Raw genomic sequence first — 16,836 nt, forward strand, 5'->3', positions numbered from 1 at the left:
CGCGCTCCGGGCATGACGATGTTCCGGATGCCGATCTTCACGTGGAACGTGCTGCTGACCGCGGTGCTGGTCCTGCTCGCCTTCCCGGTCCTGGCCGCCGCGCTGTTCGCCCTGGAGGCCGACCGGAAATTCGGTGCGCACGTGTTCGACGCCGCCAACGGCGGGGCGTTGCTGTGGCAGCACCTGTTCTGGTTCTTCGGCCATCCGGAGGTGTACATCATCGCGCTGCCGTTCTTCGGCATCGTCTCCGAGGTCATCCCGGTCTTCTCCCGCAAGCCGATGTTCGGCTACATGGGCCTGATCGGCGCGACCATCGCCATCGCGGGTCTGTCCGTGACGGTGTGGGCGCACCACATGTACGTCACCGGCGGGGTGCTGCTGCCGTTCTTCTCGTTCATGACGTTCCTGATCGCCGTGCCGACCGGTGTGAAGTTCTTCAACTGGCTCGGCACCATGTGGAAGGGGTCGCTGAGCTTCGAGACCCCCATGCTCTGGGCCACCGGCTTCCTGATCACCTTCCTCTTCGGCGGTCTCACCGGCGTGATGCTCGCCTCCCCGCCGATCGACGCGCACGTGTCGGACTCGTACTTCGTGGTGGCGCACTTCCACTACGTGGTGTTCGGCACCGTCGTCTTCGCGATGTTCTCCGGCTTCCACTTCTGGTGGCCGAAGTTCACCGGCAAGATGCTCGACGAGCGCCTCGGCAAGATCACCTTCTGGACGCTGTTCACCGGCTTCCACGGCACGTTCCTGGTGCAGCACTGGCTCGGCGCGAACGGGATGCAGCGCCGCATCCCCGACTATCTGGCGGTGGAGGGGCTGACCACGCTCAACACGGTGTCGAGCATCTTCTCCTTCGTCCTGGGCCTGTCGTTCCTGCCGTTCCTCTACAACATCTGGAAGACGGCCAAGTACGGCAAGAAGGTCGAGGTCGACGACCCGTGGGGCTACGGCCGTTCGCTGGAGTGGGCGACGTCCTGCCCGCCGCCGCGGCACAACTTCCACAGCCTGCCGCGGATCCGCAGCGAATCCCCGGCGTTCGACCTGCACCACCCCGGGGTCGGGGCGGCCGGCGCGGTGTCCCCGGCCGCCGGGCGGGCGGTCCTGCGATGACGGCGATGGACGAACGGCCCTCGGGCGCCGGGGACCTGATCCGCGGGCTGGAAGGGCATCTGCTGATCGAGGCCGCCCGCAGCGAGGGCCGGGCCGAGGCCGCCCGCTTCACCCGGGAGTTCGACTGGCTCCCCGACAGCCGGCGCGCGGAGGTCGAGGAGCGCTTCACCGAGCGGTACCTGGCGCTCTCACGGCGCTCCTGGCAGCGCACCGCGCGACGGGGCGCCCAGTTGCGAGCCGAGTACGAGCGGGCGTACCGGCTGCTGCGCCGGCGGCTGTGCGCCTGCCTCCTGCTGGGCGCGGCGGCGGCCTGTGTGCCGGCGGCGGCCGTGCTGACGGCCGTCCGGGGCTAGGTTCTCGGTCCCCGGTCCGGGGCGGCGTCGCAGCCGGCGTCCGTGCCGGCGTCCGTGGCCGCGTCGGCGGGGCGGATGGCCCCGAGGAGGAGCCGGACGAGTTCGTCCACGACCTCGTCGAGGGTGGCGTCGACCCAGCCCGAACTCCAGTCGTGCAGGAGCCCGTTGACGCTGCCGATGAAGGCCGCGGCGGCCAGGCGGTAGTCCCGCGGGGCCGCCTCCCCGCGCGCCACCGCGTCCGCCGCCTCGGCGCAGATGAAGTCGATCCAGCGGGCACGGCGGGCCAGCCGCTGCCGCTCCAGCCGCTCGCTGACGCCGACGATCTCGATGAAGGTGATGCGCAGCCGCCGCGGATCACCGGTGACATCGGCGGCGTAGGCCCGGAACGCGGCCGTGGCGCGCTCCTCCAGGGACCGGCCCGCCGCCCCGGCCAGGCCGGTGAGGGCGGCCTCCTCCGCCCAGTCGTTGACCTGGAGGTGGAGGGCGGCCAGGACGTCCTCCAGGGTGCGGAACTCCTCGTAGAACTGCCGGGTGGACAGTCCCGCGGCCTCGCTCAGCGCGGCGACGGTGGTGTTTCTGAAGCCGGGCGTCCCGCCGAAGAGGCGGAGTGCGGCGTCGAGGAACCGGCGGCGCCGCTCGGCCTGCCGCTCCTCGGCGGACCTGCCGCCGTAGCGTCCGGTCGGCTGTCTGAGCCTGCCCGTCACCCGCTCCCCCTCCGCTCGTGCCCGGCGCCGCCCCGGTCCTGCCCGTCGCGCCGGATGCACGGGCCGGGGGAAGTTTGTCGCGTCCGGGGGCTTGTGGAGAAGGGCGCCCTCTCCCTACTTTCCAGTAAGTCAACTCTGAACGCAGCCGTATTCACACTTGCGCCGAGCTTGTCATGCCCCGGCAATCTCGGCGGACCGCCCGGCTCGCGTCCGGATCATGTCCGACCACGTTCCACGTCCGATGCGCAGGCACGCCCCCACCGACGACAAGGACCCCACGATGTCTGTCCTCAGAACCGGGCACCTCTGTTCTCTCGCCGCCGCCCTCGTCCTCACCCTCACGGCCGGCGGCACGGCACACGCGGCCGGCACGACGGACGCCTCCGCGGATCTGCGCGAGGTGATGTTCGTCGGCAACAACTGGGAGGGGACCGCCGACGTCATCCGGTCCACCGGCGACCTCGCGAGGATCGGCCGGATCGACGTCGTGCCGGACAAGGCGGCGCGGATGGCGGAGATCAACGCGGACCCGATCAAGTGGATCTACTTCCAGGCCATCCGCAACGGGGTCGGAGAGGGCCACGACCAGCTCGTCGACGACATGTACTCGACGCCGGACGGCAGGTCGCTGGTGGCGTCGCGTCCGAGCTTCGCCGACGTCGTCTCGATCGACCTGGCCACCGGGAAGGTCAACTGGCGCTTCCCGGTGTCCGGTTACCGCTCCGACCACATGGCCGTCTCCCCCGACGGCACCCGCGTCGCGGTCTCCGCCTCCACCTCGAACACCGTGCACGTCCTGGACATCGACACGGGCCGGCAGGTGGGGTCGTTCGCCACGGGCGACAAACCGCACGAGAACATCTTCACGCACGACGGCAAGTACATCTGGAACATGTCCATCGGTGACGTCAACACCGCCCTCGACGCGCCCTGGCTGGACTGGACGAAGGGCGACCGGCACATCACCGTCGTCGACGCGACCACCTTCAAGCAGGTGAAGGTGATCGACATGCGCGAACGCCTCGACGCGTTCGGGCTGAAGGACTACTCCGACGCGGTCCGGCCCGCCGCGCTCAGCCCCGACGAGTCCAAGCTCTACTTCCAGGTGTCGTTCTTCAACGGCTTCTTCGAGTACGACGTCGCCACCGACCGGATCACCCGGATGAAGACCCTCCCGAAGAACCCGGACACCAGCACGGACCGCACCACCTGGGTCAACGACTCCCGTCACCACGGCATCTCGATGAACCCGTCGGGCAGCAAACTGTGCGTCGCGGGCACGATGGACGACTACGCGACCGTCGTCGACCGCGCGACGCTCCAGGAGGGCCCGCTCGTCCCCGCCTCCAAGCCGTACTGGGCGACGGTCAGCGGCGACGGCAAGGACTGCGTCATCTCCGAGAGCGGCGCCGACCGGGTCACGGCCATCGACTTCGCCACCGGTGAGAAGAGGGTGTCCGTCGCCGTCGGGGACCACCCGCAGCGCGTCCGGCTGGCTCACGTCCCGGCCGGCTGGACGGGCCCGTCCGCGGGCTGACCTCGTCTTGGCCGGATCGACGCCCGCGGGGCGCGGCTCAGCGGGCGCCGGTCGTCCGGGGCTCCAGCCGGTGCAGGGTGACGTCGCGCAGGGAGGCTCCGGAGACGGTCGCGGTCATGTAGGTGTGGTGCGGCTGACGCCGGCGGTCGGTCGGCGAGCCGGGGTTGAGCAGCCGCAGTCCGGTCGTGGCCGTGGTGTCCCAGGGGATGTGGCTGTGCCCGAAGACCAGCACGTCCAGGTCGGGGAAGCGCGCGGCGCAGCGGCGTTCGCGGCCCTGGGCCGGGCCGGTCTCGTGGACGACGCCGAGGCGCAGCCCTCCGACGTCCGCGCGGGCGACTTCGGGCAGGCGGGCGCGGAGGTCCGGGCCGTCGTTGTTGCCGTACACCCCGATCAGCCTCCGGGAGCGGTGCTGGAGGAGGTCGAGCGTGGCGGCGTCGACCCAGTCGCCGGCGTGGATCACGACGTCGGCCGCCGGGATCTCCCCGAGCAGCGGCGCGGGCAGCTCCTTCGCCCGCTTGGGCAGATGGGTGTCGGACATCAGCAGGAGGCGCACCCGTCCAGGGTGTCATCTCCCGGCGCCCGGGGCCCGGCCGCTCCGGAAGCCGCGCCTTCGGCGTGCGCTCAGTCCAGCAGGATCTCGCTCCACACCTGTTTGCCGCCGCTGACCGGCAGTGTCCCCCAGGCCGCGGACATGGCGTCGACGAGGAGGATGCCGCGGCCGCCGGTGGCCTCCCAGCCGACGCTGGTGGGCTTCATGGGGGAACGGGGCGAGGAGTCCGCGACGGCCACCCGCAGCCGGTTGCTGACGAGGGTGAGGTCGAGTCTGATCTGGCCCTCGGTGTGCACGAGGGCGTTGGTGACGAGTTCGGAGACGACCAGGAGCGCGGCGTCGGCCTGCTCGGCCACGCCCCAGAAGCGCAGGGTGCGCCGGGTGAAGCGGCGGGCGTGCCGGACCGCCTCCGGGACCCGCCAGACCGTCCAGCTCTCCCTCAGCGGGCGCAGCGTCATCCCGTCGTAGCGCATGAGGAGCAGCGCCACGTCGTCGCTGCGGTTGGCCTCGAAGAGCAGGCCGTCGGCGACGAGTCCGAGGCGGCCGGGGTCGGCTCCGGCCAGGTCCCGGGCGAGCCGGTCGAGGCCGTTGTCGACGTCGACGTCGACGGACTCGACGAGCCCGTCGGTGGTGAGGGCGACGATCGTGCCGGGCCGCATCCGCAGGGGGGCCATCGGGAAGTCCGCCCGGCCGACGACGCCGAGCGGGGGCCCGCCCTCCGACCAGGCGATCTCCGTCACGCCGTCCGGGTGACGCAGCACCGGCGGCAGGTGTCCGGCGCGGACGAACCAGGCGGAGCCCTCCTCCATGTCGACGTCGACGTAGCAGCAGGTGGCGAAGAGGTCGGTCTCCAGGTCCATGAGGAGGCGGTTGGCGTGCGAGACCACGACGTCCGGGGGGTGGCCCTCGACGGCGTAGGCGCGCAGGGCGGTGCGCATCTGGCCCATCAGGGTGGCGGCCGAGGCGTTGTGGCCCTGGACGTCGCCGATGACGAGGGCGACGTGGTTGTCGGGCAGCGGGATGACGTCGTACCAGTCGCCACCGACCTCCAGGCCCGCCGTGGTGGGCAGATAGCGGGCGACGGCGACCGCGCCCGGCAGCCGGGGCAGGCGGCGCGGCAGCAGGCTGCGCTGGAGCATCCCGACCAGTTCGTGCTCGGCGTCGAAGGCGTGCGCGCGCAGCAGTGCCTGTCCCGCGAGGCCGGCGGAGGCGGTCAGCAGGGCGCGCTCGTCGGGTCCGAAGTCGTGCGGGCTGTCCCAGCCGATCAGGCAGGCGCCGGCCATGCGGGCGCCGGCGGGCAGCGGCAGCACGGCGAGTCCGCCGGGGCCCACGCCGGCGAGCGCGGGCTCCAGGGGTGTTCCGGCGGGCCAGATCGCGGCGCGGCCCTCGCGCAGGGCGGCGGCCAGGGTCGGCATGGAGCGGACGGGGGCGTCGGGCCACTCCGAGCGCCATTCGGAGCGCCACAGCTCGGGCCAGGCCTCCGGCTGGGGCGGGTCGAGGACGGTGACGACGAGGCGTTCGCCCTCCAGCTCGGCGAGGGCGATCCGGTCGGCCCGCAGGGGCTTGCGCAGTGCCGTGACGACGGCCCGGCCCACGTCGCGGACGGTGCCGGCGGTGGCCAGGGCCGCGGCGAGGCGCTGGACGCGGGCCACGTCGTTGACCCCGGGGCGCAGTGTGGAGGCGTCGACGACGGTGCCGACGAGCCGGGCGGGGTGGCCCTCGCCGCCGGGCAGCAGCCGTCCGCGCAGCCGCAGCCACCTGGGCTCGCCGGACGGCTGGAGGATGCGGAACTCCAGCTCGCGGTCGCCGATGGACATGTGGTCGGGCTCGACCACGGACATCAGCGACGGCAGGTCCTCGGGGACGGTCATCGACAGCAGTGTCTCCACCTTGCCGTCGAAGTCGGCGCGGCTCAGCCCGAACAGCCGCAGCATCGCGTCGTCGACCTCGACGTGACCGCTGTCCATGGCGAGGGTGAACGCGCTGACGGGCAGCTCGTCGGAGTCGTCGAACGGGGAGTGTGCCGGGCAGGACGCGGCGGCGGCGAGCAGGGTGAGGCAGTCCCGGTCCTCGGTGGTGAAGCCGTCCGGGTTCTCGCCGACCGCCATCAGCGCGCCGCAGTCCCTCAGCGGCAGCACGGCCAGCGAGAACTCCCCGGCGGGCGTGCGGCGGGAGTCGGCGGTCCGGGCGAGTTCCGCGGCGGTGAGCCACAGGGGCAGGCCGGAGCGGTGTGCCGCCGCGGCGGGCGACCCGCCTGTCAGGGAGTAGCTGTCGCGCAGCCCGTACAGCGCCCTCGGCGCCCCGGCCGACTCGATGAGGCACAGCTCGTCGCCGGTCACGCCCGGCGCGTACACGGTGGCGACGGCCGCGCCGCCGAACACGAGTGCCAGTTCGAGAACGTGGTGCAGCCGCTCGCGCGGGTCGAGGCCCGGCGGCAGCGTGCCGAGGGCGAGTTCGGCACGCGAGGTCCTCGTTCCGCGCCCCGTAGAACCCTCACTGACCACGCCGTCATTACAGCGCGTCCCGCACGCTCGCGCAGCCCCTGTGACCGTTCCGGGGCCCCGGGACCCGCGGAAACGGCCCGCCGGACCGCCGGGAAACGGCCCGCGACGGCCCCGGCGGGGCCCGCGCGGCCCGCCCGGACGCCCCGGCCCGCTCGAAACGTGCCGAACATGACTTGACGCGTGCGTACTGCACGGCGATCTCGTGACAGGCGTTACTGTCCGTGGCCCCCCTGCGCCTGGAAGGCTCACTCCCAGTGACCGAGGGGACGGGCTAGGGGGCTGAGGCATGGACAAGCGGTACGAGGTGTACGCGCTGGCCGACAGGTACTTCTACGAGACGCCGGACCGGTTGTCCGCCGGCGGACAGGCCGCCGCGCCCTCGTACGAGACGGCCCGCCGGCCGGTGCCCGAGGGGTGGCACTCCGACCGGATCGGCGACTGGCTGACGCTGACGCCGCTCGACGCGGACGGCGCCCCGCTCCAGGGGCCCGCGCAGGGCTGGAAGGTGCACGCCTCCGCCACCCGGGCGAACGCGGAGCGGATCGCGGCGGCCGTCTGGGACTACTGCGTGCCCCGGAGGATCCCCTTCAAGTTCGTGCCCGGCCCGCATCTGCTGCACCTGCGCAACACCAAGTACGCGGCCCGCGACACCAGCGGCAAGTTCGTCACCGTCTACCCGGCGGACGAGGAGCAGCTGCACCTGGTGCTGCGCGAGCTGGGCGCGGCCCTGGACGGCCTGGAGGGCCCGTACATCCTCACGGACCTGCGCTGGAACGAGGGCCCGCTGTACGTCCGCTACGGCGCTTTCGCGCGATCCTTCGTCGTGGACGAGCGGGGCTCGCTCGTGCTGGCCGTCCGGGACGGTGAGGGCCGGCTCGTACCGGACCTGCGGCAGCCCTCCTTCCAGGTGCCCGACTGGGTGACGCTGCCGGCGTTCCTGGAGCCGCAGCTCGCGGCCCGCAACACGACGACGGTCGGCGACCTGCCGTACCGCATCGAGAAGGCACTGCACTTCTCCAACGGCGGCGGGGTGTACGCGGGCACCGACGTGCGGGACGGACGCAAGGTCGTCCTCAAGGAGGGCCGGCCGCACGCGGGGCTGGCGGCGGACGGAGCCGACGCGGTCGCCCGGCTGGAACGGGAGAGGCAGGCCCTCGAACAGGTTTCCGGCTGCGGAGTGGTCCCGGAGGTGCGGGACTGGTTCACGCTCGGCGACCACCGCTTCCTCGTCATGGACTTCCTCGAAGGACGTCCCCTCAACGCCTGCTTCGCCGAACGGCACCCCCTGCTCACCCCGGACCCGGCCCCGGACGCCGTCGCCGCGTACACGGCCTGGGCGCTGCGGATCCACCGCGCGGTGGAGAAGGCCGTCGAGGCGGTCCACGCGCGGGGCATCGTCTTCAACGACCTGCACGTGTTCAACATCATGGTCGCCCCGGACGACGAGTCGGTGTTCCTGCTCGACTTCGAGGCGGCGGCACCCGTCGAGGAGAACGGCCGCCAGGTCGTCGCCCACCCCGGCTTCTTCGCACCTCCGGACCGGACGGGAGCGGACGTCGACCGGTACGCGCTGGCCTGTCTGCGGCTCGCCCTGTTCATGCCAGTCACCACGCTGTTCGTGGTGGACCGGGACAAGGCCGCCCATCTGGCCGAGGTCATCGCCGGTCAGTTCCCCGGCATCCCCCCGGAGTTCCTGGACGAGGCGGTCGCGGAGATCACCGGCGACCGGCGGCCCGCGGGGGCCGGCGGAGCGGGCACCTCCGGCGCCGCCGCGGCGGCCTTCGCCGTGCTCCCCGAGCCCGGTGACTGGCCGCGCAGCCGCGACTCGATGGTCAAGGCGATCCTGGCCTCGGCCACGCCCGAGCGCGACGACCGGCTCTTCCCCGGCGACGTCGCCCAGTTCTCCGACGGCGGCGGCCTCGGGCTCGCCCACGGGGCCGCGGGCGTGCTGTACGCCCTCGCCGCCACCGGCACGGAGCGGTACGAGGCGGGCGAACGCTGGCTCCTGGACCACACGGACCCCGTCCCCGCCGGAACGCCGCTCGGGCTGTACGACGGGGTCGCTGGCGTCGCCCACGTCCTGGACCTCCTCGGGCACCGGCAGCGGGCACTGGACCTGGTCGACGGCATCCTGCGGGAGAAGTGGCAGCGCCTCTCCTCCGATCTGCGCGGAGGGCTCGCCGGGCTCGGTCTCGTCCTCGGCTCCCTGGCCCGCTCGACCGGCGAGACGGAACTGGAGAAGTGCGCCGACGAGGCCGCGCGCCTGCTCGTCGAACGGCTCGCCGAACCACGTCCCGCACCGCCCAAGCGGCGCGCCGGGCTGATGCGCGGCGCGAGCGGTCCCGCGCTGTTCCTGCTCCGGCGGTACGAGGCGACCGGCGAGACGGCGCTCCTGGACGCCGCCGCGCGGGCGCTCGCCCAGGACCTGGAGTGCTGTGTCGTCCAGAAGGGCGGCGGCCTCGAGGTCGACGAGGGCTGGCGCACCCTGCCCTACCTCGGCGACGGGAGCGTCGGTCTCGGCATGGTGATCGACGACCATCTCGCGCTGGCTCCCGGCACGGACGGGACCGGCCCCGCCCCGGCGTTCGAACGGGCCAGGGACGCGATCCTGACGGCCGCCACCTCACGCTTCTACGCGCAGCCCGGACTCCTCCAGGGCCGCGCGGGAATGATCCTGCACCTCAGCCGCACCACCGCGCCGGGCGCCACCCCCGGACGGCTGGACGAACAGGTCGCCTCGCTCGGCTGGTTCGCCATGTCGTACCAGGGCCGGCTGGCCTTCCCCGGACACCAGATGATGCGGCTCTCCATGGACCTCGCCACCGGAACGGCAGGGTGCCTGCTGGCACTCGGCGCGGCCCTCGACGGTGCGGCCCCGGCCCACCTGCCGTTCCTCCCGCCGCCTTCACGGCGGCCCTGAAAACGCGGCTCCGCGACTGTGCGGAGTCGTGACTCAACCCCGTCCCCATCAAGGGAAAGGACACACGAGATGGCACTTCTCGACCTGCAGACGATGGAGTCCGACGAGCACACCGGCGGCGGCGGCGCGAGCACCGTGAGCCTGCTCTCCTGCGTCTCCGCGGCGAGCGTCCTGCTCTGCCTCTGACGGCTGCGGCCAGGATCCCTCGTCCGGATCAGCCCGGCCTGATCTGAACGAGAGGGCCTGACCCCGGGCGGCCTTCTCCCCCTCGCGGGGAGAGGCCGCTCGGGGTCCTTCGGCGCTCCGGACGCGGGCAGCCGTACGACGACCCCTTGTGGAGACCCCTGTGACCACGCAGGCCGTGACGCCCGAGAAGACCTCCGCCTCCCCCGACGCCTCCGCCCCGCTGCTCAGGGCGGCGACCCGGCACAGCGGCGGCCGCTGCGCCGTCCTGTGCCTGGCGACCGTGGCGGCGGCGGGCGCCGGCCTGCTGCTGCCGGCCGTGCTCGGCCGGGCCCTGGACCTGCTGCTGGCGCACCCGGGGGACCCGCGGGCCACCCGCTGGGTGCTGTACTGCGCCGGCCTGGTGCTGCTGCTCGCCGTCCTCGACGCGGTCGAGACGGTGCTCGCCGCGACCACGAACGCCCGGGCCACCGGCTTTCTGCGCGAGCGGCTGATCGGGCACGTCCTGTCCGTCGGGCCACGGGCCCTGCACCGCTTCGGTTCGGGAGAGCTCGTGGCGCGTCTCGTCGGCAACGCCGCACAGGCGGGCACCGCGCCCGCCACCCTGGCCGCACTCGCCGCCGCGCTCGCCGGACCCCTGGGCGCGATGGTGGCACTGGGGCTGCTCGACCCCTGGCTGACGGCCGTCCTGATCTGCGGGGCGCCGCTGCTCACCCTGCTGCTGCGCGCCTTCGCCCGCGACTCCTCGCAGTGCGTGGCGCGCTACCAGGAGGCGCAGGGACGCATCGCGGGACGGCTGGCGGAGGCGATCGGCGGACACCGCACCATCGCCGCGGACGGCAGCGCCGACCAGGAGGTCGAGCGCGTCCTGGGCCCGCTCCCCGACCTCTCCCGCGAGGGCCACCGGATGTGGCGGGTGCAGGGCCGGGCGGCCGCGAGGGCCGTGGCCGTGGCACCGCTGCTGCAGCTCGGCGTCCTCGCCACCGCCGGACTGCTTCTCGTCCACCACCGGCTGTCCCTCGGCGACGTACTCGCCGCGTCCCGCTACGCCGTCCTCGCGACCGGTGTCGGCGTGCTGGTCGGCCAGGTGTCCGGTCTGGTGCGGGCCCGGGCCTCGGCCCGGCGGCTGGGCGAGCTGCTGGACGAACCGGCGACGGTCCACGGGACGCGCCGGCTGCCGCCCGGGCGGGGCAGGCTGGAGCTGCGCGGGGTGACCGCCCGGCGTGGCGGCCGCACCGTGCTGGACGGGGTCGACCTCGTCGTCCCGGCGGGCACCACCCTCGCGGTGGTCGGCCGCTCGGGCGCCGGCAAGTCCCTCCTCGCGGCGCTCGCGGGACGCCTCGCCGATCCCGACGAGGGCGAGGTCCTGCTCGACGGGGTGCCGCTGCGCGAACTGGCGCCCGACGCGCTGCGTCCCGCCGTCGGCTACGCCTTCGAACGGCCCGTGCTGCTCGGCGCGACCATCGGCGGCACCATCGCCTTCGGTGTCCCCGAGCCCTCCCCGGACCGGGTGCGGGAGGCCGCCCGCGCGGCGCGCGCCGACACGTTCGTCCGCCGGCTGCCCGAGGGGTACGCCACGCCGTGCGCCGGTGCCCCGCTGTCCGGCGGTGAGATCCAGCGTCTCGGACTCGCCCGGGCCTTCGCCCACCCGGCCAGGCTGCTCGTCCTCGACGACGCGCTGTCGAGCCTCGACACCGTCACCGAGCACCACATCACCCGGGCGCTGCTGTCCCGTCCGGAGGGGGGCAGCCGCCTCGTCGTCGCCCACCGAACGTCCACGGCGGCGCGCGCGGACGCCGTCGCGTGGCTGGACGGAGGCCGGATACGGGCCCTGGGGCCCCACGCCCGGCTGTGGCGCTCACCGGCGTACCGGGCGGTGTTCACGGCCGGCGAGGACGCCGCGGACGACGGGCGGGCAAAGACGGCGGAGACGGCAAAGACGGCGGAGGGGACGGACCGGTGACCGCGGTCGAAGGACGGGAGGGGGTGCTCCGCGAACGGGCGGAGCACACCGGGCGGCGGGCCGGGCGATCCGAAGACCCGGCCCCGGGTTCCGTCCCCAGCGGCGTCGGCGTGCGCGGGCTGCGGTTCCTGCGCGCCAGGTGGCGGGTGGTGCTGCGGCTGGCGGCCTGGTCGGCGCTGGAGACCGGCCAGACGTTCCTCATGGGATACGCGCCCGCGCGGGCCCTGGACGACGGGTTCCTGGCGGGCCGGTCCGCCGTGGGGCTCGGCTGGCTCGCGGCCGGAGCGCTCGCGGTGGTCGCCGGGGCCTTCGGGACGGGGCGTGTGTACCGGGCGGTCGCCGCCCTGGTCGAGCCGTTGCGCGACCGGCTGGTGCGGCACGTGGTGGAGCGGGGGGTCCGCGAGGCGGACGGCGGGGCGCTGTCCGGGCTCACCCAGCAGGTGGAGATGGCCCGCGACACCTTCGCCGGACTCGTGATGGTGTCGCGGTCGTTCCTCTTCACCACGGCGGGCGCGCTCGTCGGCCTCTTCTCCCTCGACCCCCTGCTCCTGCTGGTGGTCGCTCCCCCGCTCGCCGCGGGCGTCGCCCTGTTCGCCGGGACGCTGCGGCCGCTGGCGCGCCGGCAGCGGGACTTCCTGGTCGCCGACGAGGCGCTCGCCGGCCGGCTCGGCACGGTCTGCCCGGGGCTCAGGGACATCACGGCCGGCGGCGCCCGGGAGCGGGTGGCCGCCGACGCGGGCGCGTGCGTCGGCGCGGAGGTGCGGGCGGCGGGCTCGCTGGCCCGGTGGGGCATCGTGCGGGTGGCGTCGCTGGCGGTCGGCGGCCAGCTCCCGATCGTGCTGCTGCTCGTCGCCGCGCCCCGGCTGCTGGAGCGCGGTGTCACTCCGGGCGCGCTGGTCGGCGCCCTCGCCTACGTCACCCAGTCGCTGCTTCCGGCGCTGCAGAACCTGGTGCACGGCCTGGGCACCAGCGGCGCCCGCCTCACCGTCATCCTGCGCCGCCTGTCCGCGGGCCCGGCGCCGCGGCGCCCGGACGCGCCGGCGGCCGGTTCCGGCGCGGCCGCCGGTTCCGGCGCGGCCGACGGCGTCCCGGCGGCCGGCCTCCCCGCCATCGACCTCCCCGCCATCGACGTCCGCGGCCTCACCTTCGCCTACGGCCCCGCCTGCGAACCCGTCATCGACGGGCTCGACCTCGCCGTCCCGCGGGGTGCCCACATCGCCGTCGTGGGCCCCAGCGGCATCGGCAAGTCGACGCTCACGGGTCTCATCGCCGGGCTGCTGGTGCCGGGACGCGGCACGGTCCGCCTGGGCGGGCACCCGGTCCCGGGCGACGCGTCCCACGCGCACCGGGTCCTCATCCCGCAGGAGGCGTACGTCCACACCGGGACGCTCGCCGAGAACCTGGGCCGGGGGCGGCCGGATCCGGTGCCGGAGGCGGAGTTGCGGGCGGCGGCCGAGGCGGTCGGCCTGACCGGACTGGTCGGCCGACTCGGCGGTTTCCGGGCCGAGGTCGCTCCCTCGGCCCTGTCCGCGGGCGAACGCCAGCTGATCGCGCTGACCAGGGCGTACCTGTCGTACGCGCGCGTCGTCCTGCTCGACGAGGCGACCTGCCACCTGGACCCCGCGGCGGAGGAACGGGCGGAGCGCGCCTTCGCCCGCCGCCCGGACACCACCCTCGTGGTCGTGGCGCACCGGATCAGCTCGGCCAGGCGCGCCGGGAAGGTGCTGGTGATGGACGGCACCAGCACCGCGTACGGGGACCACGAGGAGCTGCTGGAGCGGTCGCCGCTCTACCGCGACCTGGTCGGTTCCTGGACCCCCGTCCCGTCCGCCCCCGCTTCCCGGGCCGGGCGGTGACCCCCGCTTCGGCTCCCGCTCACTCGGCCGCCGCCGGGGCGGCCGGAACCGTCAGAGCCATCCCTCGCCCTGCGAGATGCGGATGGCGTCGATGCGGTTGCGCGCCCCGGTCTTCCGGGTGATCGCGGCCATGTAGTTGCGTACCGTCCCGTGGGACAGGTGCAGGCTCCGGGCGATCTCCGCGACGGAGGCCCCCGCGGCGGCGAGGGAGAGCACGCTCAGCTCACGGTCGGTCAGCGGCATCTGGGCGGCCTTCAGGAAGCCGAAGCCCAGCGAGTCGTCGACGAAACGTTTCCCTTCGGCGACGTGGCGTATCCCGGTCACCAGCCGCTGCGGCGAGCCCTCCTTGTCGACGTATCCGAGCGCCCCGGCCTCGGCCGCCCGCTTCAGCAGCCCGGGTCTGCGGGCGCTGGCCAGCACGAGGAGGCGCGGTACCGGGAGCCCGGCGCGCCGGCCGCACAGCTCGGCGAGCGGCGGGGACCCGTGCGCGTCGGCGCACTCCAGGTCCACGGCACAGACGTCGGGCCGCACCGCGGGCAGCCGCCCGCAGGCCCCGGTCCACGCGGTGTCGTCCACCCGCATGTCCGTCTCCCGGCGCAGCCACTCCGCCAGGACCGACCGCACCAGACATAAGTCGTGCACCAGCAGTACTCGGATCACGTCCCGCCCCTTCAGCGTTCCGTCGACGGTTCCTCCGTCTTCAGCGCGTGCCCATTGTTGACGCCCCTCACCGTCCGCAGGCGCGAAGAACCGGCCATCCAGGTGCGTGGGGGGCGCGCGGCAGGGGCGTCCGTGTGCCGTTCGGCGCTTCGAATGCGGTGCATGAGACCGGTCCGAGGGGGTACGGCGCCCGCGGCCCCGTGCCGGCGCCCCGCCGCTCGCCGTGCGGGAACGGGCGTGACGGGAGAGCCTTGGCCCGGGGGCCGTCGCGCGGCGGTGCGAGGAGGTGGTGGGCGTGACCGAGGGGCAGGTGCCCGTGCCCGAGCAGGCCCCGTCCTCCGCCCCGGGACCGATCGGCCGTCCGGCGCTCTCGCTCGCACTGGCCGCGATGATGGACGACGTCCACGCGCACTCGGGAGCCGTGTACCTGCTGGCGCCCGGCTCCAACGTGCTGGAGATGGCGGTCATGGCCGGGCTGCCTCGGGCGTTCGCCGCGCCGTGGGAGCGGGTGGGGCTCAACGCCCCGATCCCGGTCGCCGAGGCGGTGCGGGACAGGCGGCTGATCTGGGCCAGCGGGGAGCAGCAGATGGCCCGCCGCTATCCCCGGATCGCCGTGGTCCTCCCCTACCCGTTCGCGCTGGCCGCGCTTCCGGTGGCGACGCCGGACACCGCGTACGGCGCGGTCTTCGTGACCTGGCCGGGCTCGCACCCGCCGGAGCTGTCCGACTGGGAGCGCGACCATCTCACCTCCGCCTGCGACCGGCTCGCGCTGCGCCTCGAACGGTCCCGGGCGGAGGGGTACCCCGCTCACCCGGAGCCGGATCTGCTCGCCCCGGCGGCCGGGGCGACCGACGCCGCCGCCCTGGGGTCGCTGGAGGCCTCCCGGATGGTGGCCCGGCTGCCGTACGGGCTGTGCTCGCTCGACCTGCACGGCCGGGTCGGCTTCGCCAACGCCGCGACGGCCGAGCTGCTCGGCGTCCCGGTTCAGACGCTGATGGGCAGCCGCCTGTGGGTGTCCGTGCCGTGGCTCAACGACCCGGTCTACGAGGACCGCTACCGGGCCGCGCTGCTCAGCCAGCACGTCACCTCGTTCGTGGCGCTGCGGCCGCCCGGCACCTGGCTGTCGTTCCGGCTCTACCCCAGTACCAGCGGGCTGAGCGTCCGTATCTCCCGGGCGCGGGCGGTCGCCGAGATGAGCCGCTCCGAGCCCCGCCGCGCCGAGGAGTCACGCGGTCTGGTGACCATCTCCCACGTGCTGAGCCTGGCCAGCGCGCTCACCGAGGCGGTGGGGGTGCAGGACGTGGTGCAGCTCGTCGCGGACGAGATCGCGCCCGCCGTCGGCAGCCAGGCCCTGGTCGTCTGCCGCGCGCAGGGCGGCCGGCTGCACGTGCTCGGCCACCGCGGGTACGCGGACGCCCGGTTCGTGGAGCGATTCGACGGGACGCCGCTCAGCTCGCAGACGCCGGGTACGCAGGTGCTCAACAGCGGCGTCCCCGCGTTCTTCGAGTCGGCGGAACAGCGGCGCAGTGCTTATCCCTCCCTGGACGCCGCACCGGACGGGATGGCCGCCTGGGCCTTCCTGCCGCTGGTCGCCTCGGGCCGCCCGGTGGGGGTGTGCGTCCTCACGTACACGGAGCCGCATCCCTTCCCGGCGGACGAGCGTGCCGTACTGACCAGCCTGTGCGGGCTGATCGCCCAGGCGCTGGAGCGGGCCACGCTGTACGACGCGAAGCACCGGCTGGCGCACGGTCTGCAGGCCGCGCTGCTGCCGCACTCCCTGCCGTCGCTGCCCGGCATCGAGTCCGCCGCACGCTATCTGCCGGCGACTCAGGGCATGGACATCGGCGGGGACTTCTACGACGTCGTCCCCGATCACGGCCGCGCGGTGGCCGTGATCGGCGACGTCCAGGGGCACAACGTGACGGCGGCGGGCCTGATGGGTCAGATCCGTACCGCCGTACGCGCCTACACGGCCGTGGGCCAGGAGCCGGGGGAGGTCGTGCGGAGCACCAACCGGCTGCTGATCGACCTGGGCAGCGAACTGTTCGCCAGTTGCGTGTATCTGAGCCTCGACCCGGAGCGCGGGCGGGCCGTGCTGGCCCGCGCGGGACATCCGCCGCCCCTGCTGCGGCGTCCGGACGGAAAGGTGCGGGTGCTCGACCTGGCCGGCGGACCGCTGCTGGGGGTCGACGCCGCCTCGGTGTACCCGACGACGGAGATCCCGCTCGCTCCCGGGTCGCTGCTCGCCCTCTACACGGACGGGCTGATCGAGTCCCCGGGCGTCGACATCGAGGAGTCCCTGGCGGCGCTCGGGGAACGGCTCGCGCGCGACGGCGAGATGCCCCTGGACGCGCTGGCCGACAGCCTGGTGCGGCACCACCGGGAGGCGCGGGGGCGGGCGGACGACGTCGCGCTGCTGCTGCTGCGGACACGGGAGGTGTGACCGCGCGGGTCCGCGCGCCCGGCGCCGTGCGCGACGAGGTCCGGTCCTCC

The 16,836-nt window shown here is 74.2% G+C and carries 12 protein-coding genes; 8 read left to right on the top strand and 4 right to left on the bottom strand.

Features of this window, described 5'->3' with window-relative positions:
* Window positions 1-1,113 (top strand): cbb3-type cytochrome c oxidase subunit I (locus tag ACFY93_RS17520; protein WP_391359389.1); only part of this gene is annotated, 1,113 nt, incomplete at its 5' end.
* Between the two features lie 5 nt (window positions 1,114-1,118).
* A complete protein-coding gene (locus ACFY93_RS17525) occupies window positions 1,119-1,466 on the top strand; it encodes a hypothetical protein (protein ID WP_391359392.1) in 348 nt (115 codons plus the stop codon).
* On the opposite strand, the gene ACFY93_RS17530 is transcribed toward ACFY93_RS17525, so the two are convergent.
* Window positions 1,463-2,170: a TetR family transcriptional regulator gene (locus ACFY93_RS17530; protein WP_391359395.1), complete on the bottom strand. Its 708-nt coding sequence runs from the start codon at window positions 2,168-2,170 to the stop codon at window positions 1,463-1,465. The genes ACFY93_RS17525 and ACFY93_RS17530 overlap by 4 nt on opposite strands.
* Window positions 2,171-2,450: 280 nt before the next feature.
* On the opposite strand from ACFY93_RS17530, the gene ACFY93_RS17535 reads away from it, so the two are divergent.
* Window positions 2,451-3,707: a YncE family protein gene (locus ACFY93_RS17535; protein WP_391359398.1), complete on the top strand. Its 1,257-nt coding sequence runs from the start codon at window positions 2,451-2,453 to the stop codon at window positions 3,705-3,707.
* 37 nt (window positions 3,708-3,744) lie between these two features.
* Here ACFY93_RS17535 and ACFY93_RS17540 read toward each other — a convergent pair whose 3' ends face one another.
* Together ACFY93_RS17540 and ACFY93_RS17545 are read right to left on the bottom strand one after the other, a co-directional pair.
* Window positions 3,745-4,260, bottom strand: a complete 516-nt coding sequence (locus ACFY93_RS17540; protein ID WP_391359400.1) for a YfcE family phosphodiesterase — start codon at window positions 4,258-4,260, stop codon at window positions 3,745-3,747.
* 68 nt (window positions 4,261-4,328) lie between these two features.
* The gene (locus ACFY93_RS17545) at window positions 4,329-6,761 is read right to left on the bottom strand and encodes a SpoIIE family protein phosphatase (RefSeq protein ID WP_391359403.1); all 2,433 of its coding nucleotides are present in this window, start codon (window positions 6,759-6,761) and stop codon (window positions 4,329-4,331) included.
* A 286-nt stretch (window positions 6,762-7,047) separates the two neighbouring features.
* On the opposite strand from ACFY93_RS17545, the gene lanKC reads away from it, so the two are divergent.
* From lanKC to ACFY93_RS17565, 4 genes are all read left to right on the top strand, one after another.
* Window positions 7,048-9,681 (top strand): class III lanthionine synthetase LanKC, encoded by a 2,634-nt coding sequence (gene lanKC, locus ACFY93_RS17550; RefSeq protein WP_391359406.1) that lies wholly within the window; start codon window positions 7,048-7,050, stop codon window positions 9,679-9,681.
* Window positions 9,682-9,750: 69 nt separating this feature from the next.
* Window positions 9,751-9,867: a SapB/AmfS family lanthipeptide gene (locus ACFY93_RS17555; protein ID WP_010988897.1), complete on the top strand. Its 117-nt coding sequence runs from the start codon at window positions 9,751-9,753 to the stop codon at window positions 9,865-9,867.
* A 160-nt stretch (window positions 9,868-10,027) separates the two neighbouring features.
* On the top strand, window positions 10,028-11,827 hold the full coding sequence (locus ACFY93_RS17560; protein ID WP_391359409.1) for an ABC transporter transmembrane domain-containing protein: 1,800 nt from the start codon (window positions 10,028-10,030) through the stop codon (window positions 11,825-11,827).
* On the top strand, window positions 11,824-13,683 hold the full coding sequence (locus ACFY93_RS17565; protein ID WP_391359412.1) for an ATP-binding cassette domain-containing protein: 1,860 nt from the start codon (window positions 11,824-11,826) through the stop codon (window positions 13,681-13,683). Before ACFY93_RS17560 ends, ACFY93_RS17565 begins: the two co-directional genes overlap by 4 nt.
* A gap of 51 nt (window positions 13,684-13,734) precedes the next feature.
* Here ACFY93_RS17565 and ACFY93_RS17570 read toward each other — a convergent pair whose 3' ends face one another.
* Window positions 13,735-14,343, bottom strand: coding sequence for a LuxR C-terminal-related transcriptional regulator (locus tag ACFY93_RS17570; protein ID WP_391359415.1), 609 nt, complete (start codon window positions 14,341-14,343; stop codon window positions 13,735-13,737).
* A 286-nt stretch (window positions 14,344-14,629) separates the two neighbouring features.
* Between ACFY93_RS17570 and ACFY93_RS17575 the strand changes: the two genes are divergently transcribed.
* Window positions 14,630-16,786, top strand: a complete 2,157-nt coding sequence (locus ACFY93_RS17575) for a SpoIIE family protein phosphatase (RefSeq protein ID WP_391359418.1) — start codon at window positions 14,630-14,632, stop codon at window positions 16,784-16,786.
* Window positions 16,787-16,836: the final 50 nt, after the last annotated feature.

Origin of the sequence: Streptomyces sp. NPDC008313, assembly GCF_042956125.1 — a bacterium.
GTDB lineage: Bacteria > Actinomycetota > Actinomycetes > Streptomycetales > Streptomycetaceae > Streptomyces.

Bases quoted from the DNA above. Each gene is read 5' to 3' on its own strand.
- lanKC (WP_391359406.1), top strand. From the start codon at position 7,048: ATGGACAAGCGGTACGAGGTGTACGCGCTGGCCGACAGGTACTTCTAC.
- ACFY93_RS17535 (WP_391359398.1), top strand. From the start codon at position 2,451: ATGTCTGTCCTCAGAACCGGGCACCTCTGTTCTCTCGCCGCCGCCCTC.
- ACFY93_RS17555 (WP_010988897.1), top strand. From the start codon at position 9,751: ATGGCACTTCTCGACCTGCAGACGATGGAGTCCGACGAGCACACCGGC.
- ACFY93_RS17525 (WP_391359392.1), top strand. From the start codon at position 1,119: ATGGACGAACGGCCCTCGGGCGCCGGGGACCTGATCCGCGGGCTGGAA.